Annotated in this window: 17 protein-coding genes; 9 read left to right on the top strand and 8 right to left on the bottom strand. The window is 34.1% G+C overall.

The window, feature by feature from the left end; all coding sequences use genetic code 11:
* Nucleotides 1–1,365 (bottom strand): saccharopine dehydrogenase family protein, encoded by a 1,365-nt coding sequence (locus tag ACFPH8_RS01170; protein WP_376858130.1) that lies wholly within the window; start codon nt 1,363–1,365, stop codon nt 1–3.
* A 79-nt stretch (nt 1,366–1,444) separates the two neighbouring features.
* Between ACFPH8_RS01170 and ACFPH8_RS01165 the strand changes: the two genes are divergently transcribed.
* From ACFPH8_RS01165 to ACFPH8_RS01155, 3 genes are all read left to right on the top strand, one after another.
* Nucleotides 1,445–1,846, top strand: coding sequence for a DUF423 domain-containing protein (locus ACFPH8_RS01165; RefSeq protein ID WP_376858129.1), 402 nt, complete (start codon nt 1,445–1,447; stop codon nt 1,844–1,846).
* 53 nt (nt 1,847–1,899) lie between these two features.
* A complete protein-coding gene (gene pckA / locus ACFPH8_RS01160) occupies nt 1,900–3,513 on the top strand; it encodes a phosphoenolpyruvate carboxykinase (ATP) (RefSeq protein ID WP_376858128.1) in 1,614 nt (537 codons plus the stop codon).
* 101 nt (nt 3,514–3,614) lie between these two features.
* Nucleotides 3,615–4,589, top strand: a complete 975-nt coding sequence (locus ACFPH8_RS01155; protein WP_376858127.1) for a T9SS type A sorting domain-containing protein — start codon at nt 3,615–3,617, stop codon at nt 4,587–4,589.
* Nucleotides 4,590–4,662: 73 nt separating this feature from the next.
* Here ACFPH8_RS01155 and ACFPH8_RS01150 read toward each other — a convergent pair whose 3' ends face one another.
* Both ACFPH8_RS01150 and ACFPH8_RS01145 read right to left on the bottom strand, forming a co-directional pair.
* The gene (locus ACFPH8_RS01150) at nt 4,663–5,412 is read right to left on the bottom strand and encodes a uroporphyrinogen-III synthase (protein WP_248396274.1); all 750 of its coding nucleotides are present in this window, start codon (nt 5,410–5,412) and stop codon (nt 4,663–4,665) included.
* A gap of 24 nt (nt 5,413–5,436) precedes the next feature.
* The gene (locus tag ACFPH8_RS01145; protein ID WP_248396272.1) at nt 5,437–6,084 is read right to left on the bottom strand and encodes a DUF4271 domain-containing protein; all 648 of its coding nucleotides are present in this window, start codon (nt 6,082–6,084) and stop codon (nt 5,437–5,439) included.
* A 107-nt stretch (nt 6,085–6,191) separates the two neighbouring features.
* Between ACFPH8_RS01145 and ACFPH8_RS01140 the strand changes: the two genes are divergently transcribed.
* The 3 genes from ACFPH8_RS01140 to ACFPH8_RS01130 are packed head-to-tail and all read left to right on the top strand — an operon-like array spanning nt 6,192 to nt 8,703.
* The gene (locus tag ACFPH8_RS01140) at nt 6,192–6,917 is read left to right on the top strand and encodes a polyprenol monophosphomannose synthase (protein WP_376858126.1); all 726 of its coding nucleotides are present in this window, start codon (nt 6,192–6,194) and stop codon (nt 6,915–6,917) included.
* A gap of 2 nt (nt 6,918–6,919) precedes the next feature.
* Nucleotides 6,920–8,269, top strand: coding sequence for a dihydroorotase (locus ACFPH8_RS01135; protein ID WP_376858125.1), 1,350 nt, complete (start codon nt 6,920–6,922; stop codon nt 8,267–8,269).
* Complete coding sequence (locus tag ACFPH8_RS01130) at nt 8,266–8,703, top strand: DUF4296 domain-containing protein (protein WP_376858124.1); 438 nt, start codon at nt 8,266–8,268, stop codon at nt 8,701–8,703. The genes ACFPH8_RS01135 and ACFPH8_RS01130 overlap by 4 nt, the downstream gene beginning before the upstream one ends.
* Before the next feature lies 1 nt (nt 8,704).
* On the opposite strand, the gene ACFPH8_RS01125 is transcribed toward ACFPH8_RS01130, so the two are convergent.
* Nucleotides 8,705–9,712, bottom strand: coding sequence for an NAD-dependent epimerase/dehydratase family protein (locus ACFPH8_RS01125; RefSeq protein WP_248396263.1), 1,008 nt, complete (start codon nt 9,710–9,712; stop codon nt 8,705–8,707).
* Nucleotides 9,713–9,802: 90 nt separating this feature from the next.
* Between ACFPH8_RS01125 and tyrS the strand changes: the two genes are divergently transcribed.
* Complete coding sequence (gene tyrS, locus ACFPH8_RS01120) at nt 9,803–11,110, top strand: tyrosine--tRNA ligase (RefSeq protein ID WP_376858123.1); 1,308 nt, start codon at nt 9,803–9,805, stop codon at nt 11,108–11,110.
* Between the two features lie 140 nt (nt 11,111–11,250).
* On the opposite strand, the gene ACFPH8_RS01115 is transcribed toward tyrS, so the two are convergent.
* The 3 genes from ACFPH8_RS01115 to ACFPH8_RS01105 form a co-directional block, all read right to left on the bottom strand.
* Nucleotides 11,251–12,231 carry a LuxE/PaaK family acyltransferase gene (locus tag ACFPH8_RS01115; RefSeq protein ID WP_376858122.1) on the bottom strand — a complete coding sequence of 327 codons (981 nt, stop codon included), beginning with the start codon at nt 12,229–12,231 and terminating at the stop codon, nt 11,251–11,253.
* A 71-nt stretch (nt 12,232–12,302) separates the two neighbouring features.
* Nucleotides 12,303–14,366 (bottom strand): lamin tail domain-containing protein, encoded by a 2,064-nt coding sequence (locus ACFPH8_RS01110; RefSeq protein WP_376858121.1) that lies wholly within the window; start codon nt 14,364–14,366, stop codon nt 12,303–12,305.
* Nucleotides 14,367–14,484: 118 nt separating this feature from the next.
* Entirely contained in the window at nt 14,485–14,817 is a 333-nt protein-coding gene (locus ACFPH8_RS01105) for a T9SS type A sorting domain-containing protein (protein WP_376858120.1), read from the bottom strand.
* Between the two features lie 189 nt (nt 14,818–15,006).
* Between ACFPH8_RS01105 and ACFPH8_RS01100 the strand changes: the two genes are divergently transcribed.
* Together ACFPH8_RS01100 and ACFPH8_RS01095 are read left to right on the top strand one after the other, a co-directional pair.
* Nucleotides 15,007–15,690, top strand: a complete 684-nt coding sequence (locus ACFPH8_RS01100) for a response regulator transcription factor (RefSeq protein WP_248396251.1) — start codon at nt 15,007–15,009, stop codon at nt 15,688–15,690.
* On the top strand, nt 15,690–16,727 hold the full coding sequence (locus ACFPH8_RS01095; protein WP_376858119.1) for a sensor histidine kinase: 1,038 nt from the start codon (nt 15,690–15,692) through the stop codon (nt 16,725–16,727). The genes ACFPH8_RS01100 and ACFPH8_RS01095 overlap by 1 nt, the downstream gene beginning before the upstream one ends.
* Here ACFPH8_RS01095 and ACFPH8_RS01090 read toward each other — a convergent pair.
* Nucleotides 16,701–17,762 (bottom strand): glycosyltransferase, encoded by a 1,062-nt coding sequence (locus ACFPH8_RS01090; protein WP_376858118.1) that lies wholly within the window; start codon nt 17,760–17,762, stop codon nt 16,701–16,703. The two genes, ACFPH8_RS01095 and ACFPH8_RS01090, sit on opposite strands and share 27 nt — an antisense overlap.
* Between the last annotated feature and the right edge of the window lie 45 nt (nt 17,763–17,807).

Raw genomic sequence — 17,807 nt, 5'->3', positions numbered from 1 at the left:
TTATAAATTTAGCGGATTATATCCTAAATATGGCACTTCAGTTTCTGTAAATGCAATACCATAGGTTTCCAACTCTTGTAAAATTGGCCCATAAACTTCTTTGGTAATAGGCATTTGCACACCAGGCGTGGTTATGGTTTCGTTTAAAATAGCTAGCGTTGCAATAGCAACAGGAAGTCCAACGGTTTTAGCCATAGCTGTGTACGTTTGATCTTCACCAATTGTTACCATAGTTGAATCTATCTGATGCCGTTTGCCATCCAATTCATAACCAAATTTATGGTACATAACAATCATGTCCTTATCATCTTCTTCTAATGTCCAACTATCCATAAGGATTTTTTGAAGAATTTGAGCAGGGGTTGCTTTTTTCAATTCAACACGTTTATTACCATTTAAAATATCCAGTTCTAATAGCTTATCCCAAACAATATCATCCTGGTCAATCTTTAAGGCATGACGGAATTTTAATTCAACAGAATCCGTTGGGCTATACGGTAAAAATGCATTTACAAAATCGCGATAGCTCATATTTTCACTATCATCAATCGTATAGCTATCATCAGTCATTCCTAATTGAACAAACATGTTCCAAGCGCGGCTAAAGCCCACACGACGCATGGTTCCTCTATATAGCGTTTTAACGTTACTCAAGCCGTAAACAGATTGATACTTTAGGGAATCGCGATTGGCATAACCTTCAAAACGGCCATATCCTTCAACGTCTAAAAACTCTGTTCTTCTAAATAATCGGTTATACGGAATGTATTTGTATGTGCCTTCTTGCAAAAATTTTGCAGCGCCACCTTGCCCAGCGACTACTACGTTTCTAGGGTTCCAAGTAAATTTGTAATTCCATAAATTATTATCGCTTTCGGGTGCAACTAAACCACCAGTGAAGGATTCAAAAAGAATCATTTTACCACCAGCATCACGAATTCTGTCAATAACATGCATGGCGCTCATATGATCAATACCTGGGTCGACACCTATTTCATTCATAAAAATTAAACCTTTATCGCGTGCTGCTTTGTCAAGGTTTTGCATTTCATCACTAATGTAAGAGGCTGTTACCATATTTTTATTGAAGGTAATACAGTCGCGAGCTACTTCAATATGGAAGCGAGCGGGAAGCATGGAGATAACAATGTCACAATTTTGAACAGCGTTTTGGCGCGATTCTTTATCAAAAACGTCCAGCATGATTGCTTGGGCATTTTCGTGATTGTTGATTAATTTTTTGGCGTTTGTGAAATTCACATCGCCAACAATAATTAATAGATTTTCTTTATCAGATTTTTCAAGTAAGTACTTTATAAGGTAAGATGCGGATTTTCCAGCACCAATGAGTAATATCTTTCGCATAATGAAATATGTTGAGTATTTTTGTTGTCACGAAAGTAAGAAATAGTAATTGTTATAAAAACTCAATTCACAAAATAATATGAACAGCAAGATATTAAGTTTAGGCGCGTTTTTAGGGCTAATAGCCGTGATTTTGGGTGCATTTGGAGCGCATGGACTCCAAGGGTTAATTTCTCCAGAACAAATTGCAACATTTGAAACAGGCGTGCGTTATCAAATGTATCATGCCTTGTTTTTACTTTTTTTAGGAACGTCACCTACCGTCAATGCTAAAACAAAACAAATTATTTTTTATTTAGTCTTATTTGGTGTGCTATTGTTTTCGGGCTCCATATATGGCTTAGCAACTAATAGTTTAACCGCTTTTAATTTTAAGACTATTGGATTTATTACACCAATTGGCGGATTATTACTAATTATTTCGTGGCTCTTATTGTTAATAAAGTTTTTAAAAAATAGGACTGATATTTCTAAAAATTAAGTGCATAGAATAAAATAATGTTTAATTTTGTAGAATAAACAACACATATTATTATGATAGATCATACTCAAGCATCCAATACAATTTCATTAGAAAAATATGGAATTAAAAATGCTAAAGTTCAATATCAATTATCTTCAGAACAACTACACAAACTTACAATTGAAAAAGGTCAAGGCGTTGAAGCGTCTTCTGGTGCTTTAGCAGTTAATACCGGTGAATTTACAGGACGTTCTCCTAAAGATCGCTTTATTGTTAAAGATTCAATTACCGAAGATCGCGTTTGGTGGGGAAATATTAATATCCCTTTCGAATCGGATGCTTTCGAAAAACTATATAATAAAGTAACCGATTACTTATCAGGAAAAGAAGTATTTGTAAGAGATAGCTATGCTTGTGCAGATGAAAAATACCGATTAAATATTCGTGTTATTACTGAATTCCCTTGGAGCAATATGTTTGCCCAAAATATGTTTTTAAGACCAGAACCGTCGGAACTTGAAAACTTTAAGCCAGAATGGACTATTGTTAATGCACCAGGATTTATGTCAGTTCCAGCTGAAGATGGAACACGCCAACATAATTTTGCAATTTTAGATTTTACTCGAAAAATTGCTTTAATTGGTGGGACCGGCTATACAGGTGAAATTAAAAAAGGAATTTTCTCTGCTTTAAACTTTATTTTACCCGTATTTAAAAATACGTTGCCAATGCACTGTAGTGCTAATGTTGGTAAAGATGGCGATACAGCTATATTCTTCGGATTATCAGGGACAGGAAAAACAACACTTTCTGCCGATCCTAATCGTAGATTAATAGGTGATGATGAACATGGTTGGACAAAAGAAAACACCGTTTTTAATTTTGAGGGTGGTTGTTATGCTAAAGTAATTAATCTTTCAGCTGAAAATGAACCTGATATTTTTAATGCTATTAAGCCAGGAGCCATACTTGAAAATGTAATCATGGACAAAGATGGTCATGTAGATTTTGAGGATATATCGATTACGCAAAACACACGAGTAAGTTATCCAATTGACCATATTGATAATATTCAAGTGCCGTCTATTGGTGAAAACCCTAAAAATATTTTCTTTTTAACGGCAGATGCCTTTGGTGTTTTGCCTCCAATTTCTAAATTAACACCAGGTCAAGCCGCTTACCATTTTATTTCTGGATATACGGCTAAAGTTGCGGGAACAGAAGCAGGTATTGACGAACCGCTACCAAGTTTTTCTGCGTGTTTTGGAGCGCCATTTATGCCATTGCATCCAACAAAATATGCAGAAATGTTAAGTGCAAAAATGCAAGAAGCTGGTGTAAACGTTTGGTTGGTAAATACAGGCTGGACTGGTGGACCTTATGGTGTTGGATCGCGCATGAAATTAAAATATACACGCGCCATGATAACGGCTGCCATGGATGGAAGTTTAGAGGCTGCCAATAAAAACAACTACCATGAGCATTCTGTATTTGGTGTTCAGCAACCAAAAGTTTGCCCGAATGTACCAACAGAAGTATTAAGTCCTAGAAAATCATGGAATAATGACGAAGGATATTATAAAACAGCTAATAAATTAGCGGATTCATTTAAAGAGAATTTCAAGAAATTTGAGGAGTTTGCCAATGCTGAAATTATGGCTGGGGCTCCAAAAGTAAGATCGTAACAATCTGCGAACCAATTAATTTGGTGCGTTAATATTATTGTTTTACTTGTTTGAATAGGTTTAAAATTGTAGTTTTACACTCAAATTTAAACCTATTTTTTATGAAAAAAACTACTTATTTATTAGCAATTTTTATTGCATTTCAATCATTAACTTTTGCGCAATGCCCAGGAATTCCAGCTATAGGTTATACTTGTGTTCCGGATGCCGCGTTTGAACAAGCGTTAATTGATTTTAACTATGATACTGAAGCAATTCTGGATGGTCGTATACTTACGGCCGATGCTTTAGCAGCAACAGGTTCTTTAGGTTTGCCAAATAAAGGCATTACAGATTTAACGGGATTAGAAGCGTTTTTAAACATTGATGCGCTTAACTTATCCTATAATACAGGATTAACAACTGCTAATTTGACAGCCAATGTTAATGTTAAGGATGTTAACTTTGAAGGATGTACGGGCTTAAGTAGCTTGACGGTTACTGGCTTAACAGCTTTAGAAAATATAAATGTTTATGGAACAATTATAACTACTATTGATTTGTCTACGAACCCAGCATTACTGCTTTTTAATGCACAAAATGCAACTTTAACATCAATTGATTTATCGGCAAATAGTGCTGTAACAAATGTTAATTTAAGAAATAACGACTTAACATCTGTTGACATGAGAAATGGAAATAATGCAAATACTGTGTTTAGATCTGATTTTAATGGAAGCTTAACTTGTATTTTTGTTGATGATGCAACGGAACCTAATTTGGGTGCTTGGATTATTGATGGCGGAAGTACTTTTGTTGAAACGGAGCCAGCTTGTGCAACATTGAGTTTGGAAAAAGCAAACACATCGGTGTTTTCAATTTTCCCTAATCCAGCTAAAGGTGTTGTAACTATTTCTTCTAATTTAGAGGAAAACACGCGTTTAGGCGTTTATGATATTACTGGAAAATTAGTATTGACTAATACTATTTCATTTGGAAATAATAGTATAAATATAGCATCATTATCATCTGGTGTGTATTTAATGCGTGTAACGACAAGTACAAAAACTGTTACTAAAAAACTAGTGGTTAATTAAACTAGAATTCTAAAACAAAAAAAGCCCAATTGATTTATTTCAATTGGGCTTTTTTTTATGATTATTTTTAAACCTATTTCTTTTTATTAACGTCCTTTATATACTTTTCTAAAGCCATAGTCATAGAAGGTGTTTCTGGTGTTGGTGCAGCAATATCAACACGCAAACCATGTTCTTCAACAGCTTTGATAGTTGTGCTTCCAAAAACTGCTATACGCGTCTCGTTTTGTTTAAAGTCTGGGAAATTATGAAATAAAGATTCAATTCCCGAAGGACTAAAAAACACTAATATATCGTAATAGACATTTGCTAAATCAGATAAATCACTAATAACCGTTTTGTAAAAAACAGCTTCTTTCCATTCCACATTTAAAGCATTTAGTGTTTCTGGAACTTCAGGTTTTAGTTTATCAGTTGTTGGTAGTAAAAAGGATTCGCCTTTATATTTTTTTATTAATGGTGATAAATCGGCAAAATTACGTTTTCCTACATAAATTTTACGTTTTCTATAAACCACATATTTTTGAAGGTAATAAGCAACAGCTTCAGATTGACAGAAATATTTCATGCTATCTGGAACTTTAAAACGCATTTCATCGGCCACTCTAAAAAAGTGATCTACAGAATTTCTGCTCGTTAATATAATTGCTGTGTATTTAGATAAATCAACCTTTTGTTGTCTAATCTCCTTGGCATCAACCCCTTCTACATGTATAAATGGTCTAAAGTCAATTTTCACTTTTTGCTTTTCCTGAAGATCAAAATATGGCGAATTTTCTATTTTAGGTTCTGGTTGAGATACTAAAATTGTTTTCACTTTCATAGGCTTTTTCTTTAATTTGAAACCTTAATTTTTTATAGCTAATTGATATAAAATAATGTAAGGAGCGATTTCAAGAGCGCAAAGATACAAAATAAAATAAAACATGTTCTGTTTTATAAGATTTTGATAGGTCTTAACTGTTGTAATGATGCCAATGACGAATACGAGTACAATAATTGCCCAAATACTATAAATAATAGGATTAGAAACGGAAACACCATAGATAATAATGGCATTTAATGGCATAAGAATAATGCCTAAAAAATTCTTATAACTTATTTTTTGGAACAAATAATTATCTATTAAAAAGTCAATTTCAAAAACACTCCCTATAAGCCGTTCTAGCAATGTTTTCATAACTATAAGAATGGCAATAATAGCTGTTAATTTTAACAAGAGTAATTTAGATATTTCTAATTCCGTTGTTAAATGATTATAACTAATAAATCCAAAAATTGATATAGCTAACACAAAGTTTAAAAACAGAAGACCATCAAAAACATCAAAAAACTTTTGATCTTTAGCGTAAATTTTAAGGTACTTGGAGTTTCCTAAAACCAGAATAAAATCCTGAAAGCGTTTGGCAAAAAGCACCTTGCAAACTGCTATTAGAATAAGTCCAATAACAATTAAAATGGTATACAAGTCATTTGAAATAACATTACGAAGCATGTTGTAAAATTATTATAAATTATTCTACTTGTGTCTAATATTTTAAGGAATATTTAAAAAAAAGTATCTTTTAAATAGTTTACATTTGCTAAAAATAACAGCGTGTAATGTCAGACACAATTGTCATCATTCCTACTTTTAACGAAATTGAGAATATAGAAGCCATCATTAGGGCCGTGTTTTCGCAAGAAAAGGTATTCCATGTTTTGGTAGTTGATGATAGTTCACCCGATTTAACAGCTGAAAAAGTTAAAGAATTACAAGTAGAATTTCCGGAGCGTTTACACCTCTTGCAACGTCAAGAAAAAACGGGACTTGGAACCGCTTATATTGCTGGATTTAAATGGTGTTTGGATCGTGATTATGCGTATATTTTTGAAATGGATGCCGATTTTTCTCATAATCCAAACGACTTAATTCGCCTGTATAATGCTTGTCATATTCAGCATGCTGATTTAGCAGTGGGCTCTAGGTATGTAAAAGGTGTTAACGTTGTAAATTGGCCAATGAGTAGAATTTTACTATCTTATTTTGCATCCAAATATGTGCGATTAATTACTCGAATGAAAATACACGACACCACGGCAGGTTTCGTTTGCTATAAACGTCGGGTTTTAGAAACCATAGATTTAAACAGCATTAAATTTGTGGGCTATGCTTTTCAAATTGAAATGAAGTTCAAAGCCTATTTAAAAGATTTTCAAATTATTGAAATCCCCGTTATTTTTACAGACCGTTCCAAAGGGAAATCTAAAATGAGTGGAGGCATAATTTCGGAAGCTATTCTAGGTGTTATAAGTATGAAAATAAACAGTTTTTTTAGAAAAAAATAAATATGAGTTTACCAACAGCGTTGTTAATTAAGAACGGCAAAATAGTTAATGAAGGTACTATTTTGGAAGGTGATATCTACATTGAGAATGATATTATTAAGGAGGTTGCACCTTTAATTAGCGTAAAATCTTCAAATGTTAAGGTTATTGATGCCGAAGGAAATCATATTTTACCTGGAGTTATTGATGATCAGGTCCACTTTAGAGAGCCGGGACTTACACACAAAGGAGATATTGGCAGCGAATCTAAAGCTGCTATTGCTGGAGGTATAACGTCGTTTATTGAAATGCCAAATACCAATCCGCAGACTACAACTATTGAAAAACTCAATGAAAAATTTGCTATTGCGGCGCAAACCTCACATGCTAATTATTCGTTTATGTTTGGCGGAACTAATGATAATTTAGACGAAATTCTTAAGGTAAACCCGAAGGAGGTAGCAGGTTTAAAATTGTTTTTAGGTTCCTCAACAGGAAATATGTTGGTGGATAATCCTGCAGTTTTAGAAAAAATATTTTCAAGCACAGATATGGTTATTTCAGTGCACTGTGAAGATGAAGAAACAATAAAAGCCAACTTAAAAACACATACGGATAAGTATGGTGATGATATTCCGTTAAAATGTCACCCTGTAATTAGGAGTGAAGAAGCCTGTTATATTTCATCATCCAAAGCCATTGAGTTGGCTAAAAAAACAGGAGCACGGCTGCATGTTTTTCACTTATCAACTGCTAAAGAGACGGCTTTATTTACTAATAAAATTCCGTTAAAGGATAAAAAAATTACCTCGGAAGTATGCATTCATCATTTATGGTTTAGTGATGCGGATTACGATAAGAAAGGAACGCATATTAAGTGGAATCCTGCCGTAAAAACGGATAAAGACCGTGAAGGACTTTGGAAAGCGTTATTGGATGGGCGAATAGACGTTATTGCTACAGATCATGCACCGCATACATTAGATGAAAAAAACAATGTTTATACGCAAGCACCTTCAGGTGGTCCTTTAGTGCAACACGCTTTGGTTGCCATGTTGGAAATGCATCATCAGGGAAAAATAACAGTTCCTAAAATTGTTGAAAAAATGTGTCATAATCCGGCTATTCTTTTTCAAGTTGAAAAAAGGGGGTATATTAAGGAAGGCTATTTTGCAGATATGGTTATTGTGGATATCAACAACCCATGGACGGTAAAAAAAGAAAACATTTTATATAAATGCAAATGGTCTCCTTTTGAAGGGGCTACCTTCAAATCACGCGTAACACACACCATTTTAAACGGTAGTTTGGTTTTTGAGCACAACAAATTTAGTACGGAAAAGGCAGCCAAACGCCTAACTTTTAATAGATGAAAAAAATTGTAATATATATTCTTTTAGCCGCTTTTGTAATTAATTGCACCCAGTTTGGAAAGCCTAAAAAGCCGGAAAATTTAATTGCTAAAAAAGATATGGTTGCCATTTTAGTTGATTTATCCTTATTATCGTCAGCTAAAGGGGCTAACAAGCGAACATTAGAGCACAATGGTATTTCACCTGAAGATTACGTTTATAATACGCATCAAATTGATAGTTTACAATTCCTAAACAGCAATAAGTATTACTCGTACAATACAAAAGAATATGAAACTATCCTGAAAAACGTAGAGGATAGCTTAAAGAAGTTGAAAGAAAAATATAAGAAAATCGTAGAGGAAAATGAAACCCAAGAACTTTTAAGCAAGGAGCTGCAGTCGAAAAAGTCAAGTAAAGATTCCATCACGAAAAAGCCAAGAAAAACAGAGTAATTTAATGCTCTTTTAAAAATTGTGAAGCCACATTTTCTATATAATCACTGATTGAGGTAAATTGAAAATTTAATTGCGATTTTATTTTAGTGTTATTATAAACGGTTTTGTTTAATGTAGATTTTAACATTGGTTTTACGAGTTTTCTAGGCTTTCCAGTTAATTTATGTTTAAACCAATCCAATCGCCAAGCTATGCTTAACATCCAGGATTTTGCTTCAATATGAGGTGGTTTTACATTAAGGGTTTTGGCTATGGTAGCTAAAAATGTTTGGTAAGGAATATGTTCGGCAACTAAAATATAGCGCTCATTTTTAATAGTGCTTTCTAAAAGCATAACCATACTGTTAACAACATCATTGACGGTTACACAAGCAATATGACCTTTGGTGTAGAAAGGAAGGCCTTCATAAACCTGATTAAAAAGTTCACCACTTCCATGACTCCAAATACCTGCGCCAATTATTACACCAGGATTCACTATAATCGCATCTAAGCCTTCTTGAGTACCACGCCAAATTTCAATTTCGGCACCATATTTAGTTATTGCATAAACACTGTTATCTTTTTCTTGATTCCAATTAGTCTCTTCATCCACATGTCTATTGTTTTCAGAGTCGCCAATAGTGGCCACACTACTCACATAACACAATTTTTTTACATGATGGCTAATGCATAAATTGACGATATTAGTCGTTCCTTCAATATTTGTTTTTCGAAGCTTGTGGTAATCATTAGGCGCAAAAGACACCATGGCCGCACAATGGTATACATATTCTATGTTCTTGAAGGCCTCTGTAAGTTGTGGAATATCTAATAAATCAGCTTCTATCCATTCAATTTTATTGAAAAGCGATTCATAATCCTGTGTATAATAGGAAAAAACACGTTTAACAATTTCTTGTTTTGCTTTGGTTCTATAAATGGCTCTTACAGCCTTGCTATCTGCTATTAACCGATATAATAAATGCGAACCGACTAAACCAGTTCCTCCTGTAACTAAAATCATACATACAAAGTAAAGAATTATCCAGAAAGCGCAATGGTTTATGTATTGATTTTTATCTTTGCGCTTATTTAATTTTTATTGATATATAAAATGGCAAATGCATTTGTTGAAGATTTAAGATGGCGTGGAATGGTACATGATATCATGCCCGGAACGGAAGAGCAACTTTCTAAAGAAATGACAACCGCTTATATAGGTTTCGACCCAACTTCAGATTCGCTTCATATTGGTAGTTTAGTGCCTATTATTTTATTGGTACACCTTGAAAAAGCGGGACATAAACCCATGGCTTTAGTAGGTGGTGCTACAGGAATGATTGGTGATCCTTCAGGAAAAAGCGATGAGCGTAACCTTTTGGATGAAGAAGCGTTAAGTAAAAATGTTGCGGGAATTAAAAGCGTATTGTCACGTTTTTTAGATTTCGATTCCAAAGCGAAAAACGCTCCAGTTCTAGTGAATAATTACGATTGGATGAAAGATTTTTCATTCATTGATTTTGCTAGAGATGTAGGTAAGCGTATTACCGTAAATTACATGATGTCCAAAGACTCTGTAAAAAAACGTTTTTCAGGGGAAGATGGCAACGTTGGCATGTCATTTACAGAGTTTACATATCAATTAATTCAGGGCTACGATTTTTATTACTTGTATAAAAATCATAACGTATTACTTCAAATGGGAGGAAGTGATCAGTGGGGAAATATTACAACCGGAACCGAATTGGTAAGGCGTATGCATGTTGGAGAAGAAGCCAAAGCCTATGCCATGACTTGTCCTTTAATTACTAAAGCAGACGGTTCAAAATTTGGTAAAAGCGAAGGTGGTAATATTTGGTTAGATGCTGATAAAACATCGGTTTATAAATTCTACCAATTCTGGCTAAACACCTCTGATGAAGATGCTGAAAAGTATATCAAAATTTTTACATTTTTAGATAGAGCAACTATAGAACAATTAATAAAAGATCATCAAGAATCACCACATTTACGATTGCTTCAAAAGCGTTTAGCGGAAGAAGTAACGACCTTTGTACATTCCAAAGCTGATTTTGAAAATGCGGAAAAGGCCTCTCATATTTTATTTAGCAAATCGTTTAAAGCTGATATAAAAACCCTGGATGAAAAAACATTTTTAGATGTTTTTGAAGGTGTGCCTTTAGCAGAAATTACTAGAACAGATTTTGATAAAGGTTTAGATATGATTGGTGCTTTAGCAGCGCACACTAATTTTTTAGCTTCCAATGGTGAAGCTAGGCGTGCGCTAAAAGAAAATTCCATTTCTGTGAATAAGGAAAAAGTTACTGATACCTATATGCTTTCAGATGATGATTTAATAAATAATCAATACATCATTATTAATAAAGGAAAGAAAAACACCTATATATTAAAGGTAATCTAATGTTAGTTCAGATATAAAATAAGAAAGGTTATAAATAGAAACGTCCCGAGTTAATTCGGGACGTTTCATTTCTAATCAACCAACTAAAAAAAATTAATCTTTTTCATAGTATAGGTTTAGTCGTAATAATTGTCAATTCCTTACAAAGCCATTAAATTACATCCACGAATATCCGAATTATCAAAGCGTCCAATAATTTCAAAAGACCCATCTGTGTGTATTTTTCCTAAATCTTGTGTTGCAAGGAATGCACAGGAATTTATATTGGCTAAATCTATTATATTTAAGCCGCCGGTTTTACCAGATTTTTGAATGGTTAAGGCATCTTCTGTATCACGGGTTAAAACGCGCATCCATGGTGGGCAATTAAAAATGCCATGGCCTTTGGAATAAGCCTGACTTAATAATTCGGTCATACCATACTCACTATGAATTTCAAGAACACCGAATCCTTCTTTTAAAATATCATGAAGTTCATTTCTAATCAATTCTTTGCGTCTGCCTTTCATGCCACCTGTTTCCATAACGATGGTGTTTTTCAATTGAAATTGATGAAATTCTACCAAATCCAATAGCGCAAAGGACACACCAATGAGTATTACCTTTCGGTTTTGAGATTCTAATTTTAATAAGGTATTTTTTAATGCCTCTAAATTATTTAAATAGAAACCGCTTTCAACCTGTTTTGATTGTTTTATTAACGCATCTGCCATATATATTAATGACGAGCCATCACGTTCCAAATAACTAGGAAGTAAGGCTAAAACCACATAGTTTTCAACGTTACCGTAAAAGGTTTCAAAACCGGTTTCAAAGCTCTGTTCGTATACAGATAAGTCGGTTACAAGGTGTTTGCTAGTTGATTGTCCCGTAGTTCCAGAACTTGTAAATATTTTTTGAACTGTATGGGTTGTGCTTACAATATTATGTGACTTAAAAAACTGAATTGGCAGAAATGGAATGTCCTCGAATTGATGAATATCACTCGGGCTTTTATATAACAAATCGCAAAAAGAACGATACACGATATTGTTTTCAAACTGATATTTAAAAACTTCAAGCGCCTGTTTTTGGAATGCTTGTTCGGAATTAATGTTAAAAATGTCAGACGGTTGTATCATGACAACAAAAGTATGTAAAATAAAAAAGCGCTACCAATTGGTAGCGCTTTAAAAATTATAAATAGAGTTGATTATTTAATTACTAATTTTTTAGTAACTGAATTTCCATTTTGAGTTATTCTTAAAATATACAACCCAGAATTTAATGACGATACATTAAGACTGTTATTTGAAATTGTATGATTCAATACGTTCTTTCCTAATACATCATAAACGTTTACCGAAATAGCTTCAGCAGACGGGCTTGAAATGTTTACAAAACCATTTGTTGAAGGGTTTGGATAGACATTGAAAGTCGTTGATGTAAATGAATCTGTTGATAAGGTATTAGAGTATGATCCAACTGGCACTGGTGTAACAGCGGCAGCATTCGTTGTTTCGCCATCTAAAGCATCAATACCACTAAACGACCAGTTAGCAATTACAAAACCACCATCAGGACCCGTATCTGATACTCTGTAAGCCCAGCCATCAGTATATTCCCAAGCTTCGCCTGTACCATCAACGTTAATATCACCAAAAGTATCAATAACAACGCCGTTTTCAAATAATTCCACAGCATCATCACCATTAATACCCATTGGGCCAGAAGCTGTATAATCAGGAGCAAAACCAAAGAAATTAGCGAACTCTACAGCTTCAGAAGCTACATAGATAAAATCTCCAGCTGACGCAGAAACGGCTGGGAATGTAAATTCTTGTCCATCAGTTCCACCACCATTATTAGCACTGCCTAAGCCATATAAACTTAAATCGGCAACATTTTGTAAAACATAAATTTCAACACCTTTTGGAGTTCCTCCACCTAGAGGACCATCAAAAACTGCTGTTAAAACAAGTGAATTTGTAGCGGCACCAAAGACATTACCAGATAATGCTACGGTTTGATCCGTTGTTCCAGTGGAAGCAACTGTTACATCACCAGCATAGCTATTTACAGGTAAACCAGCAGCAAGTCTAACAAATACATCTGTACTCGTTATTGCTCCTGTACCATCAGGTGTAATAGAAACTGAAGAAGCAAAACCACTACCAGAAGTTAACGAAACTTCAAAGCTTGTTGGCGCAGTAACTACAATATCGTTTGTTAAAAACAAACCTTCAACTGAAAATGAATCTTCGTTAGAAGGACCAGAACCTACTGAATAATTAAGTGCATTTACAAAGGCCGTTACCGTTACTAAAGGATTAGCAGCTGAAACAGTTCCTGATAAAGCTACAACACCGTCTGAAGCTCCTACTGCAGAAGCTGTAGCGTTACCTGTATACGTAGCAGGGGTTAAACCACTAGCTAAACGTACATAAACAATTGTACTCGCAGCAACGCCAGTACCATCAGTTGGAACAGTTACAAACGTTGTAAAACCACTACCAGACGTTAATGACACTTCAAAGTTAGAAGGCGCAGTTACGGTAATATCCGTTGATAAGTTAACACCACCAACACTAAAAGAATCTTCAGCAGAAGGACCATTTCCTTCAAAATAGTCTAATCCAGCTACATCAGCACCTACAGTAATTAAAGGGCCTGTTGCAGTACCAATCCAGCTCCCCGGATCGAAATTTACAGTATCTTGAGGTGTACCTACATGAGATGTACATCCAGAAACTGTACTATCAGCCCAAACATTCCATTCAGATTCATCCCAAGTTGGATTTCCTGAAGTTACAGATGCTTTTCTCTCTGCACGTCCATCTTCAAATTCGTGACATGTTCCAGTACCATCTTCACCAGGCACACCAAATTGGTCAACTAATGTTGCACCATCATATAATTCTAAATTATCATCACCATTACTTCCTGCAACATCGTTAGAGGCTGGGTCCCATTGGTTTGGGGCAAAGCCATATGTGTCTAGAAATACAGAGTCTTCCGGTCCTGTAGCAATAATGTAAAAACCACCAGCTGGAATTGTACCAGTTAAAGCTAATGTTTGAGATACCGTTGCACTAGCATTTGTATATTTGTCTATTCGCCAAGTGCTTAAATCAACAGCGGTTGCGCCCGCATTGTATAACTCAATATAACGAGCATCCGCATTATCATTTGGATCTGCAAGTTCAGTAATAAAGACTTGACCAAAAGAAGTCATTGTCATTAAAACCGTTAAAAATAAAAAGTAAATTTTTTTCATAATTGAATGTTTAATTGTTTTAAAAGAATTAAAAAACAAATATACGTAGAATTAGCCTTTTATCTAAAAATATTAATAGATAAGTTGCTTTTTTACAATAAGATAATATAGGTAATATTTATTTAACAATCAGCTTTCTAGTAGCGCTGATATTGTTTTCCGTAATCTTAATGATGTAGATACCTGGCTTTATCTTGGAGATGTTTAATTCTTTGCCAGAAAGTGTTTCGGATAGAATTTTTTTACCAAGAACATTATAAATTTCAACGTGCTTTGTTAAATTGTTTTTAGTAACTACATATAATTTACCGTGACTAACAGGATTTGGATAAACGGATAAGTTCTCCATGTTTTCTTCCTGAATCATATCATTTTTATCTGATGATTGTGCAAAGCCAATACGGCTGAAAAGCATAAAAAAAAGAAAAAGTAAATAGGTAATCGTTTTCATAAGCAACAATACATGACATTAGTAAAGATACAAAATAATATATCAGATAGTTTGCCAAAAAATGAAAACTAGCTCATGTTATTATTATCAACTTGTAAGCTTAAGGTTACCTTAATGTTATTTATAGTTGTTAGAGGTTTTTAGCAGCTTATAAATTTTATCTTTGCAAGAGTCAATGTTTAGAGCTTTATGAAAAAACGCAATATCAAAATTTTATTAGTAGATGACGAACCAGATATTTTAGAAATAGTTGGGTATAATTTATCTTCTGAAGGCTATGAAATTTTTACAGCAAAAAATGGATTGAAAGCCGTAAAACTTGCAAAAAAAGTAAGGCCGCATCTGATTATAATGGATGTTATGATGCCTGAAATGGACGGTATTGAAGCCTGTGAGCTTCTGCGCAAAGAACCCGATTTAAAAGAAACTATTATAACCTTTTTAACTGCTCGTGGTGAAGATTATTCGCAAGTTGCGGGATTTGACGCAGGAGCTGATGATTATATTACGAAACCTATAAAACCTAAAGTTTTAATCAGTAAAGTGAAATCGTTATTGCGTCGTTTCAAAGAAGATACACCAACGGAAGCCATTGTTGAAATTGGTAATTTGGTGATTAATAGGGAAGAGTATAAAATTGTTCTAAATGATGAGGAACTAATTTTGCCTAGAAAAGAATTTGAATTATTATCTTTATTGGCATCAAAACCAGGCAAAGTTTTTAAAAGAGAAGATATCCTTGATAAAGTCTGGGGAAATGAAGTGGTTGTTGGTGGTCGTACTATAGATGTTCATATTAGAAAATTACGTGAAAAAATTGGAGACGATTCATTTAAAACCGTTAAAGGTGTTGGTTATAAGTTTGTGGATTAATGCAAAAACTAAAAAAAACGTATAAGTTCGCGATTAAAACATCGCTATTTATTACCATATTGTTAACACTCCTTTTGAGTGTTTTTTTGTTTGCCCTTCAAGCATTTACATGGCTAATTATACCATTTGTTTTGCTGTTTGGAGCAGTTTCCTTTGTTATTATTCAATATCGCGTAGAGCGCTTTATATATAGACGTGTAAAAAAAATATACGACGATTTAACCCTTCTAGAATCAGCTTCTTTAACCAAACAACCCATAACTACTGATATGGCAACGCTTACCAAGGAAATTGATAAGTATGCCAAAGACAAGAAATTGGAAATTGAAACGCTTAAAGTTCGTGAGGAATACCGAAAAGAATTTTTAGGAAACGTATCTCATGAATTAAAAACACCATTATTCACTGTTCAGGGCTATATTTTAACCTTATTAGATGGTGCTATTGATGATAAACGTATTCGAAAACGCTATTTACAGCGGGCTAGTAAAGGTGTAGAACGCCTTATTTATATTGTGAAAGATTTGGATATGATTACCAAATTAGAAGTGGGTGATTTAAGTTTAAAGAAAGAAGTTTTTGATGTGGTTGAACTCATTAAAAATGTTTTCGAATTGCTTGAAATGAAAGCCGCTAAAAAGAAAATCACTTTGACTTTTGATAGAGTTTACCCGGAAGCAATTCTAGTTTATGCAGATAAGGAACGGATTGAGCAAGTTATTACTAACCTTGTTGTAAACTCCATTAAATATGGAAGAGAAAAAGGCACCACAGAAATTGGCATTGAAAACTTAATTAAAAATAAAGTCATTGTTCGCGTTACTGATAATGGCGAAGGAATTACCGAAGAGAATTTATCACGAATTTTTGAACGCTTTTTCCGCGTTGATAAAAGTGGTTCGCGAAAAGAAGGTGGATCAGGTTTAGGCTTATCCATTGTAAAGCATATTATTGAAGCGCATGACGAGCGCATTTACATGGAAAGCGAATTGGAAGTGGGTAGCGAGTTTTCATTCAGTATGGAAAAGGCTAAATAAGTCGGTATAATCTATCTTATAATTATAAGCACTCAAACCTTTGTAATTGGATACAGACTTCAGTTTGTCCATGGTAAATTCATCCTGTTTGCAATAGGGAGCCAAATTGGTTTCTTGCAACCGTTCAGCTAAATAGTTTTGCTCAAATTGTCCTGGAGTGGGAATAAAAAAGGCTTTCTTCTCTAATTTTGCTAAATCCATGATGGTTGTGTAACCTGATCTTGAAACAATTAATTGACTTTGGTTGATAGCATCTTCCAACAAACTACTAGTTAAATAATTGTAAATCGTGATATTACCAACAACGTTTTTTAGTATTTCGCTTTCTACAATGCCTTTTACCAAAACTACGTGGCCATTAAATGTGGCAAATTCATGCAAGAGCTTTGTTTCTAAATATTGACGTTGCGGCTCGGGGCCAGAAAGAATAACAAGAACGTCGTGTTTTACTGGAAGCTTTTTTTTAACAAATCGGCTTAATGGACCTATATATTTTACTTTAGAATTGGGCTTTTTAGTATGTCCTAGTTTGCCGCTTAAATTAGTGCTTTCAGCAACGTCGGGAACCCAACATTGGGTGAATTTATTTATAATATGACTATGCATTTTAGTACTAAACCATGTGGTGCTTCCGCTTAAAACTCGCAGTTGATGCGTGATAAATACCGAAGGGATGTCGCGTGAATACACACCAAAACGATTATCTGAAATAAGGCCTTTAATTTGATATTCGGCAATAATTTTATCGGTTGCTAATTTTTCTGCCTTTATATTTTTTAAAATTTTTGGAGAATCTTTAAGCAGTTTGTATTTAAAGTTTTTCCCATTTTTTGCATAGGTAATATTGTAAGCGGGTAACTCTAAACAAGTAAGTTCAGGGAATTCATATTTCAGTAAAGTCAATGCAGCACCATCACTAGCCAATATGGGTATAAAATTTTGCTGAAGGAGTGCCTTTATAATTGGAATGCATCTAGTAGCATGACCAAGTCCCCAATTTATAGGCGCAACCAAAATGTGTTTTTTTTCTTCCATGAAAAACAAAGGTAAGCATATATGCACTTCCACATATTTACGTAA

Source organism: Bizionia hallyeonensis, assembly GCF_042657385.1.
Classification (GTDB): Bacteria; Bacteroidota; Bacteroidia; order Flavobacteriales; family Flavobacteriaceae; genus Algorimicrobium; species Algorimicrobium hallyeonense.
This window is presented reverse-complemented; position numbering and strand designations above follow the sequence as displayed.